Origin of the sequence: Streptomyces sp. NPDC058812 (assembly GCF_042744565.1) — a bacterium.
GTDB lineage: Bacteria > Actinomycetota > Actinomycetes > Streptomycetales > Streptomycetaceae > Streptomyces > Streptomyces thinghirensis.
The window spans coordinates 409,556-427,252 of the sequence record NZ_JBHYOB010000003.1 but is presented as its reverse complement, the minus strand read 5'-3'; the positions used below and the strand labels follow the sequence as shown (position 1 = coordinate 427,252).

Here is a 17,697-nt window from a genome sequence, read left to right as displayed (position 1 = left end):
GTATGGACGCGGAAGCGGCCGTACGGGGCACGTGACCGGGTTCGGGGAGATCGTCGACGAGATCTCTTTCGGTGTTCAACCACGGTGCATTCAGCGGGCCTTGACAGTTCACGCCGTCCGCAACAGCCGCCCGATCGCCAGCTGCTCGGCCTCCAGCGGGTCGCCGTCCGCCACGTTCCACAGGCTGTTCTGCAGGACGCGGCCGAGGGACCAGGCGCGGGCCCGCTCCCGGTCCAGTCCGAGGACGTCGGTCAGGGCGTCGAAGCGCCACCGGGTCTCGCCCGGGTCGTAGCGGTTGTCGAGGGCGGGGAGCAGGTCGAAGCCGGGGTCGCCGGCCAGCGGCTTGGGGTCGATGGCGAGCCAGGGGGCGCGGTCCGCGGCGAGGACGTTGTCGTAGTGCAGGTCCCAGTGGAGCAGCCGGTCGCCGGGCTCGTCGGCGACCTCCCGCACGGCGGCGGCGCAGTCGGCGACCAGCCGTCGGTCCGCCGGGTCCGCGATGCGCTCCAGCGCCCACGGCGTCCGCTCCAGCATGCCCCGCGCGATGTCGCCGAGACGGCGCACGCCGGGCGGCGCGGGGGTGGCGGTGAGGTGGGCGAGCAGCCGGGCGATGACGAGGACGGCCTCGCGGGAGTCCTCGACGTGGCTGAGCATGCGGGCCGCGTCGAGCCGCTCCAGGAGCATGGTGCCGGTGGCCGGGTCGTGGTCGAGCAGCCGCACCGCCCCGTCGCCGTCCCACAGCCGCAGGGCGACGGGCTCGCCCTCGGTCTCCTCGTCGAGGATCTGGAGCTTGAGCGCGGCCGGTGTGCCGTCGCGGCGCACGACGGGCAGCACCAGGGCCGCCCAGCCGTGCATGGAGGGCCCGTCGAGGCGCAGCTCCCAGCGGTCCAGGAAGCCGGCCGCCAGCGCGGGCAGCCCGTCGATGAAGGCGCGGCCCGCCGCACCGTTGTACTTCGCCTGCGAGGCGGCGAGCGCGTCCGGAACGTCGATCACGTCGGCCGACGCTACCGGCGGGCGGCACGGCGGTCACGGGATTATCCGGCGCCGGCGGCACCCCGCCGGTCCCCGGGGTCCCGGGAATTCGACGGAATCCGAAGGAGACAGGCGCCGTTCACCAGGGCTAACGTCCTTGCCATGAGCAGCTCGACCAGCGGCGTCGTCAACGGTGGCATCTCCTTCTGGTACGCGGACGACGGCCTCCCGGCGGCGGTGCGCGAGCCGCTCGCCGGCGACGCGTCGGCGGACGTGGTGATCGTCGGAGGCGGATACACAGGTCTGTGGACGGCCTACTACCTCAAGCAGGCCGCCCCCTTCCTGCGGATCACCGTCCTGGAGCAGAAGTTCTGCGGCTACGGCGCCTCCGGCCGCAACGGCGGCTGGCTCTACAACGGCATCGCGGGCCGCGACCGGTACGCGGAACTCCACGGCCACGAGGCCGCGGTGCGCCTCCAGCGGGCGATGAACGACACCGTCGACGAGGTGATCCGCGCCGCCGGGGCGGAGGGAATCGACGCCGACGTCCACAAGGGCGGGGTGCTCGAAGTGGCGTGCACGCCCGCGCAGGCGGTCCGGCTGAAGGCGTTCCACGAGGCCGAGCTGGCGTTCGGCGAGAAGGACCGGGAGCTGTACGGCGCCCGGGAGACGGCCGAGCGGATCAGGGTCGCGGACGCGGTCGGCTCCTCCTGGACGCCGCACGGAGCCCGCCTGCACCCGGTGAAACTGGTCAAGGGCCTGGCGGCGGCCGTCGAGCGCCTCGGCGTGACGATCCACGAGTCGACGCCGGTGACGGAGATCCGTCCCCGGCACGCGGTCACCCCGTACGGCACCGTCCGCGCCCCCTACGTCCTGCGTTGCACCGAGGGCTTCACCGCCTCGCTCAAGGGCCAGCGGCGGACCTGGCTGCCCATGAACTCCTCGATGATCGCCACCGAGCCGCTGACCGACGCGCAGTGGGAGTCGGTCGGCTGGGCGGACCGGCAGACCCTCGGCGACATGGCGCACGCCTACATGTACGCCCAGCGCACCGCCGACGGCCGGATCGCGCTGGGCGGGCGCGGAGTGCCGTACCGCTTCGGCTCCCGCACCGACAACGACGGCACCACGCAGGCGGCGACGGTCGAGGCGCTGCGCGAGATCCTCGTCCGCTTCTTCCCGTCCCTCGCCGGACTCCGCATCGAGCACGCCTGGTCGGGCGTCCTCGGCGTGCCCCGCGACTGGTGCGCGACCGTCACCCTGGACCGTTCGACGGGCCTCGGCTGGGCGGGCGGCTACGTCGGCTCCGGCGTCGCCACCGCCAACCTCGCCGCCCGCACCCTGTGCGACCTGGTCCAGCGGGACTCGGGACAGGGCGGCCGAACCGACCTCACCGACCTGCCGTGGGTGAACCACCGGGTACGCCGCTGGGAACCGGAGCCCCTGCGCTGGCTCGGCGTGCAGGGCATGTACGCCGTCTACCGCGAGGCCGACCGGCGCGAACGCACGAGCCACGGCGCCGGGTCGTCCCGGCTGGCGCGGATCGCGGACCGGGTGGCGGGACGGAGCTGACACTGACCGCGTGGCGGGACGGAGCTGACACTGACCGCGTGGCGGGACGGAGCTGGCACTGTCCGCCCGCGCGAACCCGCGCGGAACGCTTGCGGGGGCCCCGCGGACGGCGGGGCCCCCTTTCCCCCTAGGGCCTGTCTGACAGTTCCCGCCTGCCTCGCGATGCCATGCACGCACTCTCGCCGCACCGGGCGCAGAGCCAAGTACATCCAGTACGAGGCTCTACGCCCGGCACTCCCCCAGCCTCCGGCCGGGGGGACCCCCAGAGCACGCACCTGACGCCGCGAGGCCGCCCTTCGGGCGACGACGTGAATTGTCGGACAGGCCCTAGGCCACCGGCTCCGGCACCGGCCGTTCGGCCGGGGTGCCGTGTTTCGGGGCCTTGGCCGTCACCATCAGGCCCGCGACCAGGCCCGCCAGCAGCATGATGCCGGCGGCCAGCCAGATGGCGACCGTGTAGCCGTGGACGATGCCCTCCCGGACGACCGACTCCCGCTGGGACGGGTCGGTGACGTGGGAGGTGATGTAGGACGCGCTGGTGCTGGTGGCGATGGTGTTGAGCAGCGCCGTGCCGATCGAGCCGCCCACCTGCTGCGAGGTGTTGACCGTCGCCGAGGTCACGCCGGAGTCCCTGGGGGCGACCCCGGCGGTGGCGGTGGAGAAGACCGGCATGAAGGTCAGGCCCATACCGAGGCCCATCAGGATCAGGGCGGGCAGGATCTCGGCGGCGTACGCCGAGTCCACGGTCATCTGCGTGAGGATCACCATGCCGCCGGAGGCGAGGAGCATGCCGGGGACCATCAGCATGCGCGGCCCCACGTGGCGCAGCAGCCGGGCCGAGATCTGGGTGGAGCCGATGACGATCGCGGCGGTCATCGGCAGGAACGCCAGGCCGGTCTTCACCGGCGAGTAGCCGAGGATCTCCTGGAGGTAGTAGGTCATGAACAGGAACAGCCCGAACATGCCGATGACGGCCAGCATCATCGTCAGGAAGCAGCCGGCGCGGTTGCGGTCGCGGATGACGTGCAGCGGCAGCAGGGGGCTCGGGGCGCGGGTCTGCCACCACACGAAGACCGCGAGGAGTACGACGCCCGCGGCGAACAGCGCCAGCACCAGCGGGTCGGTCCAGCCGCGTGGCTGCGCCTCGCTGAAGCCGTAGACGAGGGCGACCAGGCCGCCGCAGCCGAGGACCACGCCGGGTACGTCGAGGCGGGCGTCGGTCTGGCCGGGGCGGTCGTGCAGCAGGACGAAGGCGCCGATCACGGCGGCGACGGCGATGGGGATGTTGACGTACAGGCACCAGCGCCAGTTCAGGTACTCCGTGAGCACGCCGCCGACGATGAAACCGACGGCGGCGCCGCTGCCGGCCAGCGCGCCGTAGATGCCGAAGGCCTTGCCGCGTTCTTTCGGGTCGGTGAAGGTCGTCGTCAGCAGGGACAGCGCGGACGGCGCGAGGACGGCGGCGAAGACGCCCTGGAGGGCGCGGGCGCCGAAGAGCATCGCCGACGTGGTGGCGGCGCCGCCGATCGCGGAGGCGACGGCGAAGCCGATCAGCCCGATGACGAAGGTGCGTTTGCGCCCCACCAGGTCCGCGACCCGGCCGCCGAGCAGCAGCAGACCGCCGAAGGCGAGGGTGTAGGCGGTGATCACCCACTGGCGGTTGCCGTCGGACATGCCCAGGTCGCGCTGCGCGGAGGGCAGCGCGATGTTCACGATGGTCGCGTCGAGGACGACCATCAGCTGGGCCAGGGCGATCACCACCAGCCCCCACCAGCGGCGGGGGTCGGCCTCCGCGGGCGCGGCCGGCTCGCCTGTCCGGGTGCCACTCATCTGGCCAGAAGACCATGAAACGGGGCGTATCGCATCCCGTTGCGCAGGTGGTCGTACCCGCCGCCTTTCATGGCTCCAGGACCACCTTCCCGGTCGTCGCCCGGTTCTCCAGCGCGCGGTGCGCGGCGGCGGCCCCGGCGAGCGGGAAGCGGTGCACGGCCGGGGTGAGCCGGCCCTCGGCGGCCTCGCTGAGGGCGCGCAGTTCCAGGGTGCGTACGGGATCGGAGCCGCCGGCCTTCTCCATCATCACCGGGCCGAGCACCTGCTGGGAGACGCCGTCGACGAGGTAGGGGACGCCGTCGTGCAGCCCCTCGCCCGACCAGCCGAAGACGAGGTGCCTGCCGCCGGGCCCGAGCAGGGCGACGGCCTCGCGGGCGACGTCCCCGCCGACGCCGTCGAAGACGACGGTGGCACTGCCGCCGCCCAGGTGGGCGCGGACCTTGGCCGGCCATCGCGGGTCCTGGTAGTCGACGGCGAGGTCGGCGCCGTTCGCGGCGACGCGGGCGGTCTTCTCCGGGCCGCCGGCGAGACCGATCACCGTGGCGCCGGCGTTCTTGGCGTACTGCACCAGCAGGGTGCCGATACCGCCGGCGGCGGCCGGGACCACGGCCACCGCATCGGGGCCGAGGTCGGCGAACTGCAGGATCCCCATCGTCGTACGCCCCGTGCCGATCATGGCGACGGCCTCGGCGAAGTCCAGGTTCCCGGGGATCTCGTGCAGCCGGGTGTGGTCGGCGACGGCGAGTTCGGCGTAGCCGCCGGGCGCGAATCCGAGGTGTACGACGACGCGCGTGCCGAGCAGGCTCTCGGGTGTGTCCTCCCCGAGCGACTCGACGACGCCCGCCACCTCGCGGCCGGGGACCGTGGGCAGGGCGGGAGGCTCGGGCGACGGGCCCTGGATGCCCTCGCGCAGGGCGGTGTCCAGGAGGTGGACGCCCGCCGCGCGGACGGCGATCCGGACCTGGCCCGGGCCCGGCCGCGGATCCTCGACCTCCTCAAGGGTGAGGTTCTCGGCCGGGCCGAAGGCGTGCAGGCGGATGGCGCGCATGGGATCCCCCAGTGTGAGGCGGGCTGTGTGGGTCCCACCCAACGACCTCAAGCATGCTTGAGGTCAAGCTCCCGCCGGCCGAGGGCCAGGGACACCGCCGTCAGCGCGCTGTTGAACGACACCTCCGACAGCAGCCCCGGAGCGGCGACCTGGTCACCGGCGAGATAGACGCCGTCGCCGCGGTCGACGGCGGGCCGGTCGCGCCAGGTCGTGCCGGGCAGGTCGACGGCGCCGGTACGGCCGTTCGCGATCGCCTCGCGCCGCCAGGTGAGGCGCTCGCGCCAGCCGGGGAAGCCGAGGTCGAGCAACTGCTCGGCGCGGGCGGTGCCGTCGGCCTTCGACTCGTCGGGCGCGATGGGGATCTGCCCCTGGATCAGCTGCTCGCCCGCCGGGGCCAGGGTGCGGTCCTGCGCGGTGAACCGCTCGATCCAACCCGGCGCGTCCAGGTCCGAGACCGCGAAGGCGTCGCCGCGCCGGGTCCGTACCGCCAGGTCGATCAGGGTGGTACGGCCGCTCGGCCAGGTCAGCGCGGCGTCGCCCAGCAGGCGGCGGGCGGCGTCGAGAGAGGTGGCCACGACGACCGGGGAGCCGGTCGGCACCGCGTCGACGCGGGAGAGCGTCTCCACCCGGACCCCGAGGTTCCACGCGAGGGCCGCCATCCGGTCGATCACCCCGGACCAGCCGCCGCGCGGGTAGTGCGCCTCGGGCGGCAGCTTGGCGGCCCGGCGCAGCCGCTCCTGCACGAAGGCGGCGGACAGCGACCCCGGGTCGTGGTGGAAGAGGGCGACGGCGCAGTAGTGGGCGGCGGCCCGGGCGGCCTCCTCACCCGCGACGCCGGTCGCCCAGGACAGGAAGTCGGTGTCGACGGGGGCCCGCCCCGCGCCCCGGCGCAGCAGCTTGAGCATGGCGAAGGGCGGGGTGCGGCGCAGTACGCCCTTGTGGCGCAGCCGCAGCCGGGCCCCCTCCAGCGGCGGGAGCGGCGCGAGCGGACCGATCAGGTCGCGCTGCTTGAGCCACGCCCAGTGCGGGCCGCCGTTGTACAGGGCGTGCGGGCCGTCGTTGGTCCGGTACCGGCCGTCGGCCGTCCGGGCCCGTCCGCCGAGCGTGTGGTGGGCCTCGTGGACGGTGACCTTGGCGCCCGCCTCGGCGGCGGTGATGGCCGCGGTCAGTCCGGCGAAGCCGCCGCCGATGACGGTGATGCGATGCATGGCTCGGGGTCTCCCTCTGGGTCGGGGTCGCCTGGTGTGGTGCCTGTCTGCGAGTACGACGGCCGCGGGGGTGCCGAATGTGACATGCGGCCGAGAGAAAAGGTGTTCGCGCAGGTCGGAGCGGGCTGTCAGTGCCGGGGTGCAGCATGGGGGCATGGCGAGGAGAGCGGCGGGCGGCGGCGGTACGGGTGCGACGAAGGTGCGGGCGGCACGGCGCCCGGAGCTGCGGCTGCCGCCGCTGGAGGCGTACGACGGAGGAGAGCTGGCACCGGACGGGGACTACGACGGGCTGGAGTTCCGGGACACGGACTTCGCCGGCCAGGACGGCGCCGGCGCCCGCTTCATGGACTGCGCGCTCACGGGGTGCGCGCTGGACGAGGCGTCCCTGCCCCGGGCCCGGCTGCTCGACTCGGTCCTCAGCGGAGTCCGGGGCGTCGGTACGCAGCTCGCCGAGGCCACTCTGCGCGACGTCGAGCTGGTCGATGCCCGCCTGGGCGGCACCCAGCTGCACGGCGCCGTCCTGGAGCGGGTGCTCATCCGCGGCGGCAAGATCGACTACCTGAACCTGCGCCGGGCCCGGCTCAAGGACGTCGTCTTCGAGAGCTGCGTCCTGGTCGAGCCGGATTTCGGGGGCGCCCGCCTGGAGCGGGTCGAGTTCGTGGACTGCGCCCTGAAGGGGGCGGACTTCAGCGCGGCGACCCTCACGGACGTCGACCTGCGCGGCGCCGCCCCGCTGGAGCTGGCCCGGGGCGTGGACCGGCTGGCGGGGGCGGTGATCAGCCCGGCCCAGTTGCTGGACCTGGCGCCGGTGCTGGCGGCGGAGCTGGGGGTGCGGGTGCTGGCGGGGGAGTAGGGCGGGGCGCCGGCGCGAAGAGGGGGCCGAGGCGCTCAGGAGACCCGCGGGAAGCGGGCCTGGAGAGTCCAGATCGCCGGGTTGTCCGCCAGGTCGTCGTGCATGTCGGTGAGGTCGGCGATCAGGTCGTGCAGGAAGTCGCGGCACTCCCGGCGCAGTTCGGCGTGGGAGAAGGAGAGCGGGGGCTCGCTCTCCGGCAGCCACTCGGCCTCGATGTCGACCCAGCCGAAGCGGCGCTCGAAGAGCAGGCGGTCGGTGGACTCGGTGAAGTCCAGCTCCGCCCGCTGCGGACGGGCGGCCCGGGAACCCGCCGGGTCCCGGTCGACGCGCTCCACGATGTCGCACAGCGCCCAGGCGAAGTCGAGCACCGGCACCCATCCCCAGGCTGTGGACAACTCCCGGTCCGCCTTGGTGTCGGCGAGATACACGTCCCCGCAGAACAGGTCGTGCCGCAGCGCCCGGACGTCCGCACGGCGGTAGTCCGTCTGCGGGGGGTCGGGGAAGCGGGTGGAGAGGGCGTAGCCGATGTCGAGCACGCAGGTGATGGTGTCATGGCGGCGGGCCGGCCGGTGCGGGCCGACCCCGGCGGCGGCCCGCCGACGCCGGAACCGGATAGGTTGCCCTCCGTGATCCTCACCCGCCTCCCGCTCACCCCCGACCACGACATCCCGGGCCCCCTCCTCACCGAACTCACCGCCCTCTACGCCTCGAACCGTGCCTTCCACGCGCTCGGCGGTGACTTCCCGGACCCGGACGACATCCGCCCGGAGCAGGTGGCGGCCGCGCTGGCCGACGAGTTGGCGCGGCCGGGGGCCGAGGTGCTGCTCGCCAGGGACGCGGGCCGGCTGGTCGGGGTCGCGGTCACGCTCGCCCGGCACCCGGACCCGGCCGACCCGGACCCGTGGATCGGGCTGCTGATGGTGGACGCGGGGCTGCGGCGGCAGGGGTACGGCAGACGGCTCGCGTCCCTCGTCGAGGACCGCTTCCGGGCCGCGGGCCGCACCGCCGTACGGCTCGCCGTCCTCGACGCCAACCCAGACGGACTCGCCTTCTGGACCGCCCTCGGCTACGCGGCCGTCGACCACCGCCCGGACTTCCGCCTGGGCCGCCCCTGCACAGTGCTGCGCAAACCACTGGGCGGACCGGCGGGCGAGCCGCCGCGTACTCCGCGCCGCGCCGCCCGCGTCGCCGTGCTCGACCCCGGGGGCGCGGTCTTCCTCTTCCGGTACGACAACGTCGAGGTCGGCGTGCACTGGGCGATGCCCGGCGGCGGCCTGGAGGCGGACGAGAGCCCCCGCGAGGGCGCTTTGCGCGAGGTGAGCGAGGAGACCGGCTGGACCGACCTGGAGCCGGGACCCCTGCTGTGCACCTGGGAACACGACTTCACGCACCTGAGCGTGGGCCCCGTCCGCCAGCACGAGCACATCTACGTCGCACACGGCCCCCGTCGCGAACCCACCGGCCCCCATCTCGCCGCCGCCCATGCCGCGGACGGCATCCTCACCTGGCGGTGGTGGACCCGGAAGGAACTCGCCGAGGCCCCCGAGCCGCTCTGGCCGCCGGACCTGGCCCGGCTGCTCGACGCCTTCGAGGGCTGAGACCGGGGCGACGGTGGTGTCTCACGGGCTCTCCGGCCGGCCGTCCCCGTAGAGCCAGTCCTCCCAGATCTCCGTGAAGTCCTCGTCCGGCGCCGCCTTCTCCACGTACGCCGTGAAGTCGTCGGTGTCCGCGTTGCCGTGGCGGTGGGCGGTGGCCCAGCCCCGCAGGAGGTCCCAGAAGGCGTCGTCGCCGACCGTCTGGCGGATCTTGTGCAGGACCATCGCGCCGCGCTGGTAGACGGGGCTCGCGGAGATGTCCTCCGCGTCGGGCGGGTCGGCGGGCGGGAACGCCCAGATCGAGTCGCCGGCGTCCTCGTCGGGGTAGTAGGTCCCGTCGTAGAGCGCGTCGAAGGTCTCCTGCGCGGTGTCGCCGCCCTCGTCCTCCTCCCACAGCCACTCGGCGTAGGTGGCGAAGCCCTCGTTGAGCCACATGTCCTGCCAGGTCTTCGGGCTGACGGAGTTCCCGTACCACTGGTGGGCGAGTTCGTGGACGAGCAGGACGGTGTCGGGGGCGCCGGGGAAGTAGGGCCGGTTCTGGGTCTCCAGGGCGTAGCCGGCGTCCTCGGCCCGGTCGACGATCGCGCCGGTGGAGGAGAAGGGGTACGGGCCGAAGTTCTCCTGGGCCCACTCCACGATCTCGGGGATCCGCCCCAGGACCTTCCGGCTCGCGTCGGCCTGCTCCGGGTCGACGGCCGTGTACACCGGCAGGCCGTCGTCGGTGGTGGAGCGGTCGGTCTCCCAGTCGCCGACGGCGACCGTGACGACGTGGCTCGACATCGGCTCGGCGGTGTGCCAGGTGAACGTCGTACGGCCGTCGCGGGTCCTCTCGCCCGTCAACTCACCGTTGGAGACCGCCCCGAGCCCCTCCGGCACGGTCACCGCGAGGTCGTACGTGGCCTTGTCGGAGGGGTGGTGGCTGCCGGGGAACCAGGCCATCGAGCCCGTCGGCTGACCGAGCCCGACCGCGCCGTCCTCGGTGGGCAGCCAGCCCTCCTCGGAGCCGTCGGGGTCGGTCACCGTCACCGGGTCGCCGGAGTAGCGGACGGTCACGCGGAACGTCTCCCCGTCGTCCAGCTCGTCCGCCGGGCGGACGGTCAGCTCCTGTCCGGCTCGGTTGAAGCGGGCGTCCCGGCCCTCGACAGTGACCTTCTCGACGTCCAGGCCCTTGAGGTCGAGGTTGAAGGCGGACATGTCCCGGGTCGCGCGGGCGGTGATCGTCGCGGTGCCGGTGAGGTGCTCGGCGTCGGGGTCGTAGGCCAGGGTCAGGTCGTAGTGCCCGACGTCGTAGCCGCCGTTTCCCGCCTTCGGGAAGTACGGGTCGCGCACGCCCGAGCCGCCGGGGGTGCCATCGACCGCGCCGCCACCGCTGCACGCCGCGAGGGCGGTGGCGGTGGCGGCGGCTACGAGCAGACGGGTGGTGCGCACGTCGTGATCCTATGAGGCGTTTCACGTGAAACGCCCGTTGGGACCGGTTGTCGGGGCCTTCGGGCAGGCGCGGGCGGTCGCTAGTCGATCGCCGCCGCACCCGCCTGCGCGAACTTCTCGTCCAGGGCGCCGGACGGGGCACCCGCGACGCCGATGCCGGCGATCGGCGCCTTGTCGGCGGTGACCGGGACGCCGCCGCCCAGGAACAGGGTGCCCGGGATGTCCTTCAGGTTCGGGGCGTTCTCCAGGCGGCCCTCCAGCTCGCTGGTCGGGGCGTTCCAGGAGACCGCGGTGAACGCCTTCTTCTCGGCCGACTCGTAGGACTGCGGGCCGGCGCCGTCACCGCGCATGGTGAGGATCGTGTTGCCGTTGCGGTCGACGACGGCGACCGTGATCCGCTGGCCTTCCTTCTTCGCGGCCTTCAGCGCCGCCTGCGCGGCCTCGGTCGCGGCGTCGATCGTCAGATGCGTGGAGGTGGTGGTGTCGCGCTTGCCGGCCTCGGCGGCGGCGGGGGCTGCGGCCACCGCGGAGTCCTGGGCCGCGTCGGAGGCGGAGGCGTTCGCCGCCACCGTGCCGAAGGTGCCTGCGGCGACGGCGGCGAGGACGGCGCCGCCGGTGGCGATGCGGGTGCGCCGGGAGAGGGTCTTCTTCATGGTGGTCTGCTCCTCGGGGTGGGGAAGGGATCCCGTCTGCTCTCCACCCTCCGCCCCGCGACCGGGGCGCACGGTCGCCGTTCCGGATGCTCGTGGGCGGCGGAACGGGCGACGGCGGGGTCATCCGATCGGCTGACCCGCCGGCCGCCCCGAAGGGCCACCATGGGAGTGTCCGCGCAGCTCAGCGGTCTCCTACGACACGTTGTAGGACACGAAGGCGACAAAGGAGGCGCGTGGGATGCCGAAGCCGTACGACCCGGACACCCGGTGGCTCGGCGCCGTCATGCACGTGGCGTTCTTCCTGCTGCTCGGCGGTGCCCTGGCCCGCTTCCTGCTGCGCCACCCCGGCGAGCCCCGCACCCCGTGGATCCTCGCCCTGTCCCTCGCCCTGGCCGTGCTGCACCTGCTCGGGCCCGTCCTGAGCGGTCCCGTGCTGAGCGGTCCCGGGGCGCGGCCCGCCCGGCGGCGCCTGGCCTGGCTGGGCCTGGTGGTCGTGGTGTGGATGGTGCTGGTCGTCCTCGCGCCCAGCTTCTCCTGGTGTGCGGTGCCCCTCTTCTACACCGGCCTGCGCACCCTGCCGGCCCGGGCGGCGCTCGTACTGGTGACCGTCCTGACGGTGTTCGTCGTCGCCGCGCAGTTCCGGCTCGCCGGGCGCTTCGACCCGAACCTGCTGCTCGCACCGCCCGCCGTCGCCGCGATCGCCGCCGCCGTGTTCCTGCACACCGAACGGCAGGCGGCCCGGCAGCGTGCCCTGATCGACGACCTGATCCGCACCCGCCGCGAACTCGCCGCCTCTGAGCGCCGCGAGGGCACCCTCGCCGAACGCCAGCGGCTGTCCATGGAGATCCACGACAGCCTCGCCCAGGGCCTGTCCAGCCAGCGGATGCTGCTCCAGGCGGCCGAGCGGGTATGGGAGTCCGACCCCGGCAAGGCCCGCACTCACGTCCGGGGCGCCGCATCCGTCGCCGAGCACAACCTCACCGAGGCCCGCCGCTTCGTCCACGACCTCGCCCCCGCCGACCTCGCCCGCGGCGGCGGCCTGGAGGAGGCGCTGCGTGCCCTGGCCGCGCGGGAGACCGGCGACCACCTCACCGTGCGCGTCCACGTGGACGACGGCGCCCGCGTCCCGCCGCTGCCCGACCGCGTCCAGTCGGCCCTGCTGCGCATCGCCCAGGGCGCCCTGGCCAACGTCCGGGAACACGCGGACGCGTCCACCGTCGCGCTCACCCTCACCCTCCTCGACGACCAGGCCGTCCTGGACGTCACCGACGACGGGCACGGCTTCGACCCGGCCGCGCTGCCCGACGCCCCCGCCGGGGTGCGCGGACACGGGCTGCCCGCCATGCGCGCCCGGCTGCGTCAGCTCGGCGGCACCCTGACCGTCGAGTCCGCCCCCGGCGAGGGCACCGTCCTGTCCGCCGCCGTCCCCCTGGAAACGCCCCGAACCGACCCGGCCGACCCGCTGGAGGCCCCCCGATGACCGATCCGGCAGGCAGTGGCCCCGCCCCGGTGCGCATCCTGGTCTGCGACGACCACGTCGTCGTACGCGCCGGGCTGCTCGCCCTGCTCGACAGCGCCCCCGGCATCGAGGTGGCCGGCGAGGCGGGAACCGGCGAGGAGGCGCTCGCGCTCGCCGCGCGGCTGGCGCCGGACGTGGTGCTGATGGACCTTCAACTCGGCGAGGGCATCGACGGCGTGGAGACCACCCGCCGCCTCACACAAGCCGAGGCAGCCGGGGGAGCCGGGGGAGCCGCCCCGCACGTCCTGGTTCTGACCACGTACGACACCGACGCCGACATCACCCGCGCCATCGAGGCCGGCGCGACCGGCTACCTGCTGAAGGCCGAGCGCCCCGAGGAACTCTTCGCGGCCATCCACGCCGCCGCCGAGGGCCGCACGGCCCTGTCCGGGCCGGTCGCCAGCCGCGTCATGGCCAACATGCGCAGCCCGCGCCCGTCCCTCACCGACCGCGAGCGCGACATCCTGGCCCAGCTCGCCACCGGACTCGGCAACAGGGAGATCGCCCGCGCCCTGTTCATCAGCGAGGCCACGGTGAAGACCCATCTGCGCCGCGTCTACGACAAGCTCGGCGTCGACACCCGCGCGGGCGCGGTCGCGGTGGCGAAGGAGCGGCGCCTGCTGCCGTGACGTCCTGTCGCCGTGAGGCCCCGCCGCCGGGACGCCGAAGGCCCCCCGGCGCACGACCGGGGGGCCTTCGTACGGAACGAACGGGCGAGTGAACGTCAGACGTTCACACCGAAGTCCTGGGCGATGCCCACCAGGCCCGAGGCGTAGCCCTGGCCGACGGCGCGGAACTTCCACTCGGCGCCGTTGCGGTACAGCTCGCCGAAGACCATGGCGGTCTCGGTGGCCGCGTCCTCGGACAGGTCGTAGCGGGCGATCTCGGCACCGCCGGCCTTGTTGAGGATGCGGATGTAGGCGTTGCGCACCTGGCCGAAGTTCTGCGAGCGGTTCTCGGCGTCGTAGATCGACACCGGGAAGACGATCTTCTCGATGTCGGCCGGGAGGCCGGCCAGGTTGACGTTGATCGCCTCGTCGTCGCCGGCGCCCTCGCCGGTGCGGTTGTCACCGGTGTGGACGATCGTGTTGTCCGGCGTCTGCTTGTTGTTGAAGAACACGAAGTGGGCGTCGGAGTAGACCTTGCCCTCCGTGTTGACCGCGATCGCGGAGGCGTCGAGGTCGAAGTCGGTGCCGGTGGTGGTACGGACGTCCCAGCCGAGCCCCACGGTGACTTCGGTCAGGCCCGGAGCCTCCTTGGTGAGCGAGACGTTGCCACCCTTGGACAGGCTTACAGCCATTGTTGGGAGTCCCTTCCTTCGTGTACGTACGGCAAGAAAGCTACAGCTACCCCCATGAACGACGAGAGGGGTACGCAAGGTTCCTGCTCTCTTTACTTTCTTTACCGAGGCCTGGATCAGGATATTGGGGTGACGTGGGCCGCCCGGGGACGGGAACATGGACGGCATGTCCGGTCCCCATGTCATCCGCGGCTCCGTCTCCCTGCCCGAGGCCGAGCTCGTCTGGCGTTTCTCGCGCTCCTCGGGGCCCGGCGGCCAGCACGTCAACACCACGGACACGGCGGTGGAGCTGCGCTTCGACCTGGCGAGGACCGAGGCCCTGCCGGAGGTGTGGAAGGGGCGGGCCCTGGAGCGGCTGGCCGGGCGCCTGACCGACGGCTTCGTCACCGTCCGCGCCTCCGAGCACCGCTCCCAGTGGCGCAACCGCGAAACCGCCGTCGTACGCCTCGCCGCCCTCCTCGCCGAGGCCACCGCGCCCCCGCCCAAGCCCCGCAGGCCGACCCGCATCCCTCGCGGCATCAACGAACGCCGCCTGCGGGAGAAGAAGCAGCGCTCGCAGACCAAGCGGGGCCGCACCCCGAAGAGCTGGGACTAGTTAGCCCAGCTCCAGCACCCCCACCGTCTCGCCCTCGCTGGTCTCCCCGTTGGGGCGGAAGCCCAGGCCCAGGTAGAAGCCCTCGGGGCCGTCCGGGCCCGGATGCCAGGTCACCCAGCACTCCTTGCCGCCGCGGCGGCTGACCTCCTGGGCCACCGACTCCACGGCGAAGCGGCCGTACCCCCGGCCCTGCTCCCCGGCCGCGATGTTCAGCCGCCACAGCCCGGAGCGCCGGACGCTGCCGTCCCCGTACCAGTCGATGTCGAAGAAGGCCATGAGGAAGCCGACGGGGCGGTCGCCGTCGAGGATCAGCCGGGGCCAGGCGGCGTCGGGGTGGACGTAGGCCTCGGCCAGGGACTTCACCACCGGGGAGACGGCGTGTTCCTGCTCGGGGAGCACCCGTATGCCGAGGGCGGCGTCGAGGTTCGCGGGAGTGATCTCCACCAGCCGGAGCGGGGGTCGGAGCGAGGTGCCGGTCGTCATGCGCGCACCCTAAATACGCGGCTCACGCGCGGGCGAGCGAATTCGGCTCAGCCCAGCTGCCGGTACCGCCCCTTGAAGTACGCCAGCGGCCCCCCGTCAGCGCTCGGCAGCGAGGCGGTCAGCACGCGGCCGATGACCAGGGTGTGGTCCCCGGCGGGCACCCGCTGCTCGGTACGGCACTCCAGGGTCGCCAGGGCCCCGCCCACCAGGGGCGCCCCGGACGCCTCGCCCCGCAGGTAGGGGATGTCCGCGAACAGGAGCCGGTCGCTGACGCGGCCCTTCATCGCGAAGCGGCCCGCGATGTGCCGCTGGCTCTCGGACAGGACGGAGACCGCCCACAGGGGCTGCTCGTCGAGCAGGTCGTCCATGCGGGAGCCCTCGCGCAGGCTGACCAGGACCAGCGGCGGGTCCAGGGACACCGACATGAACGCCGTGGCCGTCATCCCGACGTCCTCGCCGCGCGGCGCCTGCGGGTCGTCGGGGTCGAGCGGCGCCTCCTGCGCGGTCACCAGGACCACGCCCGAGGCCAGCCGGGACATGGCGGCACGGAACTCCTCGTTGCTCACCCCCTCAGCATGCCCGGCGACGGGCGACGGCAACGGGAGCGTGGGGGACGCGGGGGACGTGAGGGAAGGAGTGTTCGGCACCCCGCCACGCTAATCGGCGGGCCGCGGGCGGGGCATCGGGCCCCGGTCCGAACCGGGACCTAGGACCACAGAAGGAGACGTGCGCATACCTACAAACTTTGCGTTCAGTAAACGCACAGGGAAAACGCAGAAACACCACTCAATTGTTCATCTTTCGCTGTGACTTGAGTCACAAGGAGCGGTAATTGTTGACCCTGTGTACCGAGTGGGGAGCGCGCTGTGATTCAGTGGCGGGGAACCTGCAAGGGCACCATCAGTACAGGCGCCGAAGAGAACCCTTGATTCGCTGCGAGGTCTCGGGGGGGAGGGCGAGCATGGAGACCGAGTCGGAGCCCTACGTCCGTCTTGCGTCCCTGCGTCAACTGCACCAGGTCATGGCCGACATGAACACGGCCCGCAGCCTGGCCGACACCCTGCAGACCGTCGCCGACGGCGTCGTCCAGGCCCTCGGGTACGAGCTGGCGTGCGTCAACCTGGTCCGCCCCGACGGCGACCTCGTCGTCGCCGCCTTCTCCGGCAACCAGGCCGCCGAGGCGCTCATCACCGGCCGGGCGGGCTCCCGGGAGTCCTGGGACCGCCGCCTGGGCATGGGCGAGCAGTGGGGCGACCTGATCTTCATACCCCACACCGAGGGCTGGATCCTCGACGACGACGACGTCCCGCAGTGGTACACCGACGGGCCCGCGCCCCGCTTCGAGGACGAGTGGCACCCCTCGGACCGGCTCTTCGCCCCGATGTACGCCCCCGGCCCGCAGGGCGGTGGCAACAGCGGCGAGCTGATCGGCGTCCTGTCCGTGGACCGGCCGCGCAACGGCCGACGCCCCGGCGCTTGGGGCCGCGAGGCTCTGCAGATGTACGCGTTCCAGGCCGCCATCGCGATCAGCAACGCCCGGCTCCGCTCCAACATGCAGCGCGCCCTGGTCCGCCTGGAGCGCGACCAGCAGGCGCTCAGGGCCAGCGAGGAGAGCTTCCGGCAGGCCTTCGAGTACGCCCCCTCCGGTATGGCCATCGCCGAGATGGGCGGCGACCAGCACGGCCGGATCCTGCGCACCAACGACGCGCTCTGCCGCCTCCTCGGCCGCCCGGCCTCCGCGATGCGCCGCTACGCCTTCTCCGACCTCGTCCACCCCGAGGACATCGGCACCCTGCTGCGCACCTCCGCCGAGGGCGGCCGGGCCGAGCTGCGCCTGGGCCGCCGCGACGGCACCTACGTCTGGGTCTCGCTGCGCAACAGCGTCGTCGCCGACGCCGCCGACGGTCCGCGTTTCCTGCTCACCCACGTCGAGGACATAGAGGAACGCAAGCGCCGCGAGCTCCAGCTCGCCCACCGCGCCTCCCACGACTCCCTCACCGGCCTGCCGAACTCCGCCGAGCTGCGCTCCCGCCTCGCCGCCCGGCTCTGCCGGCGCCCGCAGTCGCCCCACGCGGGCGTGGTGGACGCCATGGACGCCGCGTACGGGGACTCCGCCGTCTTCGACTCCGGCGGCCACACCTTCGACTTCGGCGCGGTCACCGAGCCGTACGGCGCCTACGACCACCATGTGCACGCCGTCGCCCCCGCGGACGGCCGCGACGACGGCACGAAGGGGCTCGCGGTCCTCTTCTGCGACCTGGACGGCTTCAAGTCGATCAACGACCGGTTCGGGCACAACGCCGGTGACACCGTGCTCATCGAGGTCGCCCGCCGGCTCAGCGGCGGTGTGCGCGACGGCGACACGGTGGCCCGGCTCGGCGGCGACGAGTTCGTGATCCTCGCCAACGGGCTCGGCCGGGCCGACGCCCAGGACCTCGCCGTACGGCTGCGCAACGAGATCATCCAGCCCATCCGGGCCGAGGGGCGGGCCGTCCGCGTGGGCGCCAGTTTCGGCATCGGGTGGGCCCACTGCGGCATGACGGCGGACGAAGTGCTGAAGTCAGCTGACGAACGGATGTACGTCGAGAAACGATCTCGTCCCAAACAGCATCGCCGAGCCGGATGATCACCAGGTCAGCGCCTT

At 73.2% G+C, this 17,697-nt stretch carries 17 protein-coding genes; 7 read left to right on the top strand and 10 right to left on the bottom strand.

Features of this window, described 5'->3' with window-relative positions:
• Positions 1 to 108: 108 nt before the first annotated feature.
• Complete coding sequence (locus tag ACFW48_RS08830; protein WP_386311783.1) at positions 109 to 990, bottom strand: aminoglycoside phosphotransferase family protein; 882 nt, start codon at positions 988 to 990, stop codon at positions 109 to 111.
• Between the two features lie 141 nt (positions 991 to 1,131).
• On the opposite strand from ACFW48_RS08830, the gene ACFW48_RS08825 reads away from it, so the two are divergent.
• Positions 1,132 to 2,541: an NAD(P)/FAD-dependent oxidoreductase gene (locus ACFW48_RS08825; RefSeq protein ID WP_386311780.1), complete on the top strand. Its 1,410-nt coding sequence runs from the start codon at positions 1,132 to 1,134 to the stop codon at positions 2,539 to 2,541.
• Between the two features lie 327 nt (positions 2,542 to 2,868).
• Here the strand turns inward: ACFW48_RS08825 and ACFW48_RS08820 are convergent, their stop codons facing one another.
• The 3 genes from ACFW48_RS08820 to ACFW48_RS08810 form a co-directional block, all read right to left on the bottom strand.
• Positions 2,869 to 4,371, bottom strand: coding sequence for an MFS transporter (locus tag ACFW48_RS08820; RefSeq protein ID WP_386311779.1), 1,503 nt, complete (start codon positions 4,369 to 4,371; stop codon positions 2,869 to 2,871).
• Positions 4,372 to 4,438: 67 nt separating this feature from the next.
• Positions 4,439 to 5,419 carry a zinc-binding dehydrogenase gene (locus tag ACFW48_RS08815; RefSeq protein ID WP_386311776.1) on the bottom strand — a complete coding sequence of 327 codons (981 nt, stop codon included), beginning with the start codon at positions 5,417 to 5,419 and terminating at the stop codon, positions 4,439 to 4,441.
• 47 nt (positions 5,420 to 5,466) lie between these two features.
• On the bottom strand, positions 5,467 to 6,627 hold the full coding sequence (locus ACFW48_RS08810; protein WP_386311773.1) for an NAD(P)-binding protein: 1,161 nt from the start codon (positions 6,625 to 6,627) through the stop codon (positions 5,467 to 5,469).
• A 154-nt stretch (positions 6,628 to 6,781) separates the two neighbouring features.
• On the opposite strand from ACFW48_RS08810, the gene ACFW48_RS08805 reads away from it, so the two are divergent.
• Complete coding sequence (locus ACFW48_RS08805; RefSeq protein ID WP_386311771.1) at positions 6,782 to 7,480, top strand: pentapeptide repeat-containing protein; 699 nt, start codon at positions 6,782 to 6,784, stop codon at positions 7,478 to 7,480.
• 35 nt (positions 7,481 to 7,515) lie between these two features.
• Here the strand turns inward: ACFW48_RS08805 and ACFW48_RS08800 are convergent, their stop codons facing one another.
• Entirely contained in the window at positions 7,516 to 8,016 is a 501-nt protein-coding gene (locus tag ACFW48_RS08800; protein WP_386311769.1) for a hypothetical protein, read from the bottom strand.
• Between the two features lie 90 nt (positions 8,017 to 8,106).
• Between ACFW48_RS08800 and ACFW48_RS08795 the strand changes: the two genes are divergently transcribed.
• Complete coding sequence (locus tag ACFW48_RS08795) at positions 8,107 to 9,078, top strand: GNAT family N-acetyltransferase (protein ID WP_386311767.1); 972 nt, start codon at positions 8,107 to 8,109, stop codon at positions 9,076 to 9,078.
• A gap of 21 nt (positions 9,079 to 9,099) precedes the next feature.
• Here the strand turns inward: ACFW48_RS08795 and ACFW48_RS08790 are convergent, their stop codons facing one another.
• Positions 9,100 to 10,503: a M1 family metallopeptidase gene (locus tag ACFW48_RS08790; protein WP_386311764.1), complete on the bottom strand. Its 1,404-nt coding sequence runs from the start codon at positions 10,501 to 10,503 to the stop codon at positions 9,100 to 9,102.
• Between the two features lie 80 nt (positions 10,504 to 10,583).
• Complete coding sequence (locus ACFW48_RS08785) at positions 10,584 to 11,156, bottom strand: heme-binding protein (protein WP_386311762.1); 573 nt, start codon at positions 11,154 to 11,156, stop codon at positions 10,584 to 10,586.
• Positions 11,157 to 11,394: 238 nt separating this feature from the next.
• On the opposite strand from ACFW48_RS08785, the gene ACFW48_RS08780 reads away from it, so the two are divergent.
• Both ACFW48_RS08780 and ACFW48_RS08775 read left to right on the top strand, forming a co-directional pair.
• The gene (locus ACFW48_RS08780; RefSeq protein WP_386311759.1) at positions 11,395 to 12,636 is read left to right on the top strand and encodes a sensor histidine kinase; all 1,242 of its coding nucleotides are present in this window, start codon (positions 11,395 to 11,397) and stop codon (positions 12,634 to 12,636) included.
• Positions 12,633 to 13,304: a response regulator gene (locus ACFW48_RS08775; RefSeq protein WP_386311756.1), complete on the top strand. Its 672-nt coding sequence runs from the start codon at positions 12,633 to 12,635 to the stop codon at positions 13,302 to 13,304. The genes ACFW48_RS08780 and ACFW48_RS08775 overlap by 4 nt, the downstream gene beginning before the upstream one ends.
• A gap of 95 nt (positions 13,305 to 13,399) precedes the next feature.
• On the opposite strand, the gene ACFW48_RS08770 is transcribed toward ACFW48_RS08775, so the two are convergent.
• Positions 13,400 to 13,975: a TerD family protein gene (locus ACFW48_RS08770; protein WP_121747691.1), complete on the bottom strand. Its 576-nt coding sequence runs from the start codon at positions 13,973 to 13,975 to the stop codon at positions 13,400 to 13,402.
• Between the two features lie 157 nt (positions 13,976 to 14,132).
• Here ACFW48_RS08770 and arfB point away from each other — a divergent pair, with 157 nt between their 5' ends.
• Positions 14,133 to 14,570 carry an alternative ribosome rescue aminoacyl-tRNA hydrolase ArfB gene (arfB, locus tag ACFW48_RS08765; protein WP_386311754.1) on the top strand — a complete coding sequence of 146 codons (438 nt, stop codon included), beginning with the start codon at positions 14,133 to 14,135 and terminating at the stop codon, positions 14,568 to 14,570.
• On the opposite strand, the gene ACFW48_RS08760 is transcribed toward arfB, so the two are convergent.
• Together ACFW48_RS08760 and ACFW48_RS08755 are read right to left on the bottom strand one after the other, a co-directional pair.
• Positions 14,571 to 15,053: a GNAT family N-acetyltransferase gene (locus ACFW48_RS08760; protein ID WP_386311753.1), complete on the bottom strand. Its 483-nt coding sequence runs from the start codon at positions 15,051 to 15,053 to the stop codon at positions 14,571 to 14,573. It lies immediately after the preceding gene.
• 47 nt (positions 15,054 to 15,100) lie between these two features.
• Complete coding sequence (locus ACFW48_RS08755; protein ID WP_386311751.1) at positions 15,101 to 15,700, bottom strand: flavin reductase family protein; 600 nt, start codon at positions 15,698 to 15,700, stop codon at positions 15,101 to 15,103.
• A gap of 314 nt (positions 15,701 to 16,014) precedes the next feature.
• On the opposite strand from ACFW48_RS08755, the gene cdgB reads away from it, so the two are divergent.
• Positions 16,015 to 17,679 (top strand): diguanylate cyclase CdgB, encoded by a 1,665-nt coding sequence (cdgB, locus tag ACFW48_RS08750; protein WP_386311749.1) that lies wholly within the window; start codon positions 16,015 to 16,017, stop codon positions 17,677 to 17,679.
• The last annotated feature ends 18 nt before the right edge of the window (positions 17,680 to 17,697 follow it).

Coding starts and splice junctions, on each gene's coding strand:
- ACFW48_RS08815 (WP_386311776.1), bottom strand. CDS start 5,419: ATGCGCGCCATCCGCCTGCACGCCTTCGGCCCGGCCGAGAACCTCACC.
- ACFW48_RS08805 (WP_386311771.1), top strand. CDS start 6,782: ATGGCGAGGAGAGCGGCGGGCGGCGGCGGTACGGGTGCGACGAAGGTG.
- ACFW48_RS08760 (WP_386311753.1), bottom strand. CDS start 15,053: ATGACGACCGGCACCTCGCTCCGACCCCCGCTCCGGCTGGTGGAGATC.
- ACFW48_RS08825 (WP_386311780.1), top strand. CDS start 1,132: ATGAGCAGCTCGACCAGCGGCGTCGTCAACGGTGGCATCTCCTTCTGG.
- ACFW48_RS08775 (WP_386311756.1), top strand. CDS start 12,633: ATGACCGATCCGGCAGGCAGTGGCCCCGCCCCGGTGCGCATCCTGGTC.
- ACFW48_RS08820 (WP_386311779.1), bottom strand. CDS start 4,371: ATGAGTGGCACCCGGACAGGCGAGCCGGCCGCGCCCGCGGAGGCCGAC.
- arfB (WP_386311754.1), top strand. CDS start 14,133: ATGGACGGCATGTCCGGTCCCCATGTCATCCGCGGCTCCGTCTCCCTG.
- cdgB (WP_386311749.1), top strand. CDS start 16,015: ATGGAGACCGAGTCGGAGCCCTACGTCCGTCTTGCGTCCCTGCGTCAA.
- ACFW48_RS08780 (WP_386311759.1), top strand. CDS start 11,395: ATGCCGAAGCCGTACGACCCGGACACCCGGTGGCTCGGCGCCGTCATG.
- ACFW48_RS08770 (WP_121747691.1), bottom strand. CDS start 13,975: ATGGCTGTAAGCCTGTCCAAGGGTGGCAACGTCTCGCTCACCAAGGAG.
- ACFW48_RS08810 (WP_386311773.1), bottom strand. CDS start 6,627: ATGCATCGCATCACCGTCATCGGCGGCGGCTTCGCCGGACTGACCGCG.
- ACFW48_RS08785 (WP_386311762.1), bottom strand. CDS start 11,156: ATGAAGAAGACCCTCTCCCGGCGCACCCGCATCGCCACCGGCGGCGCC.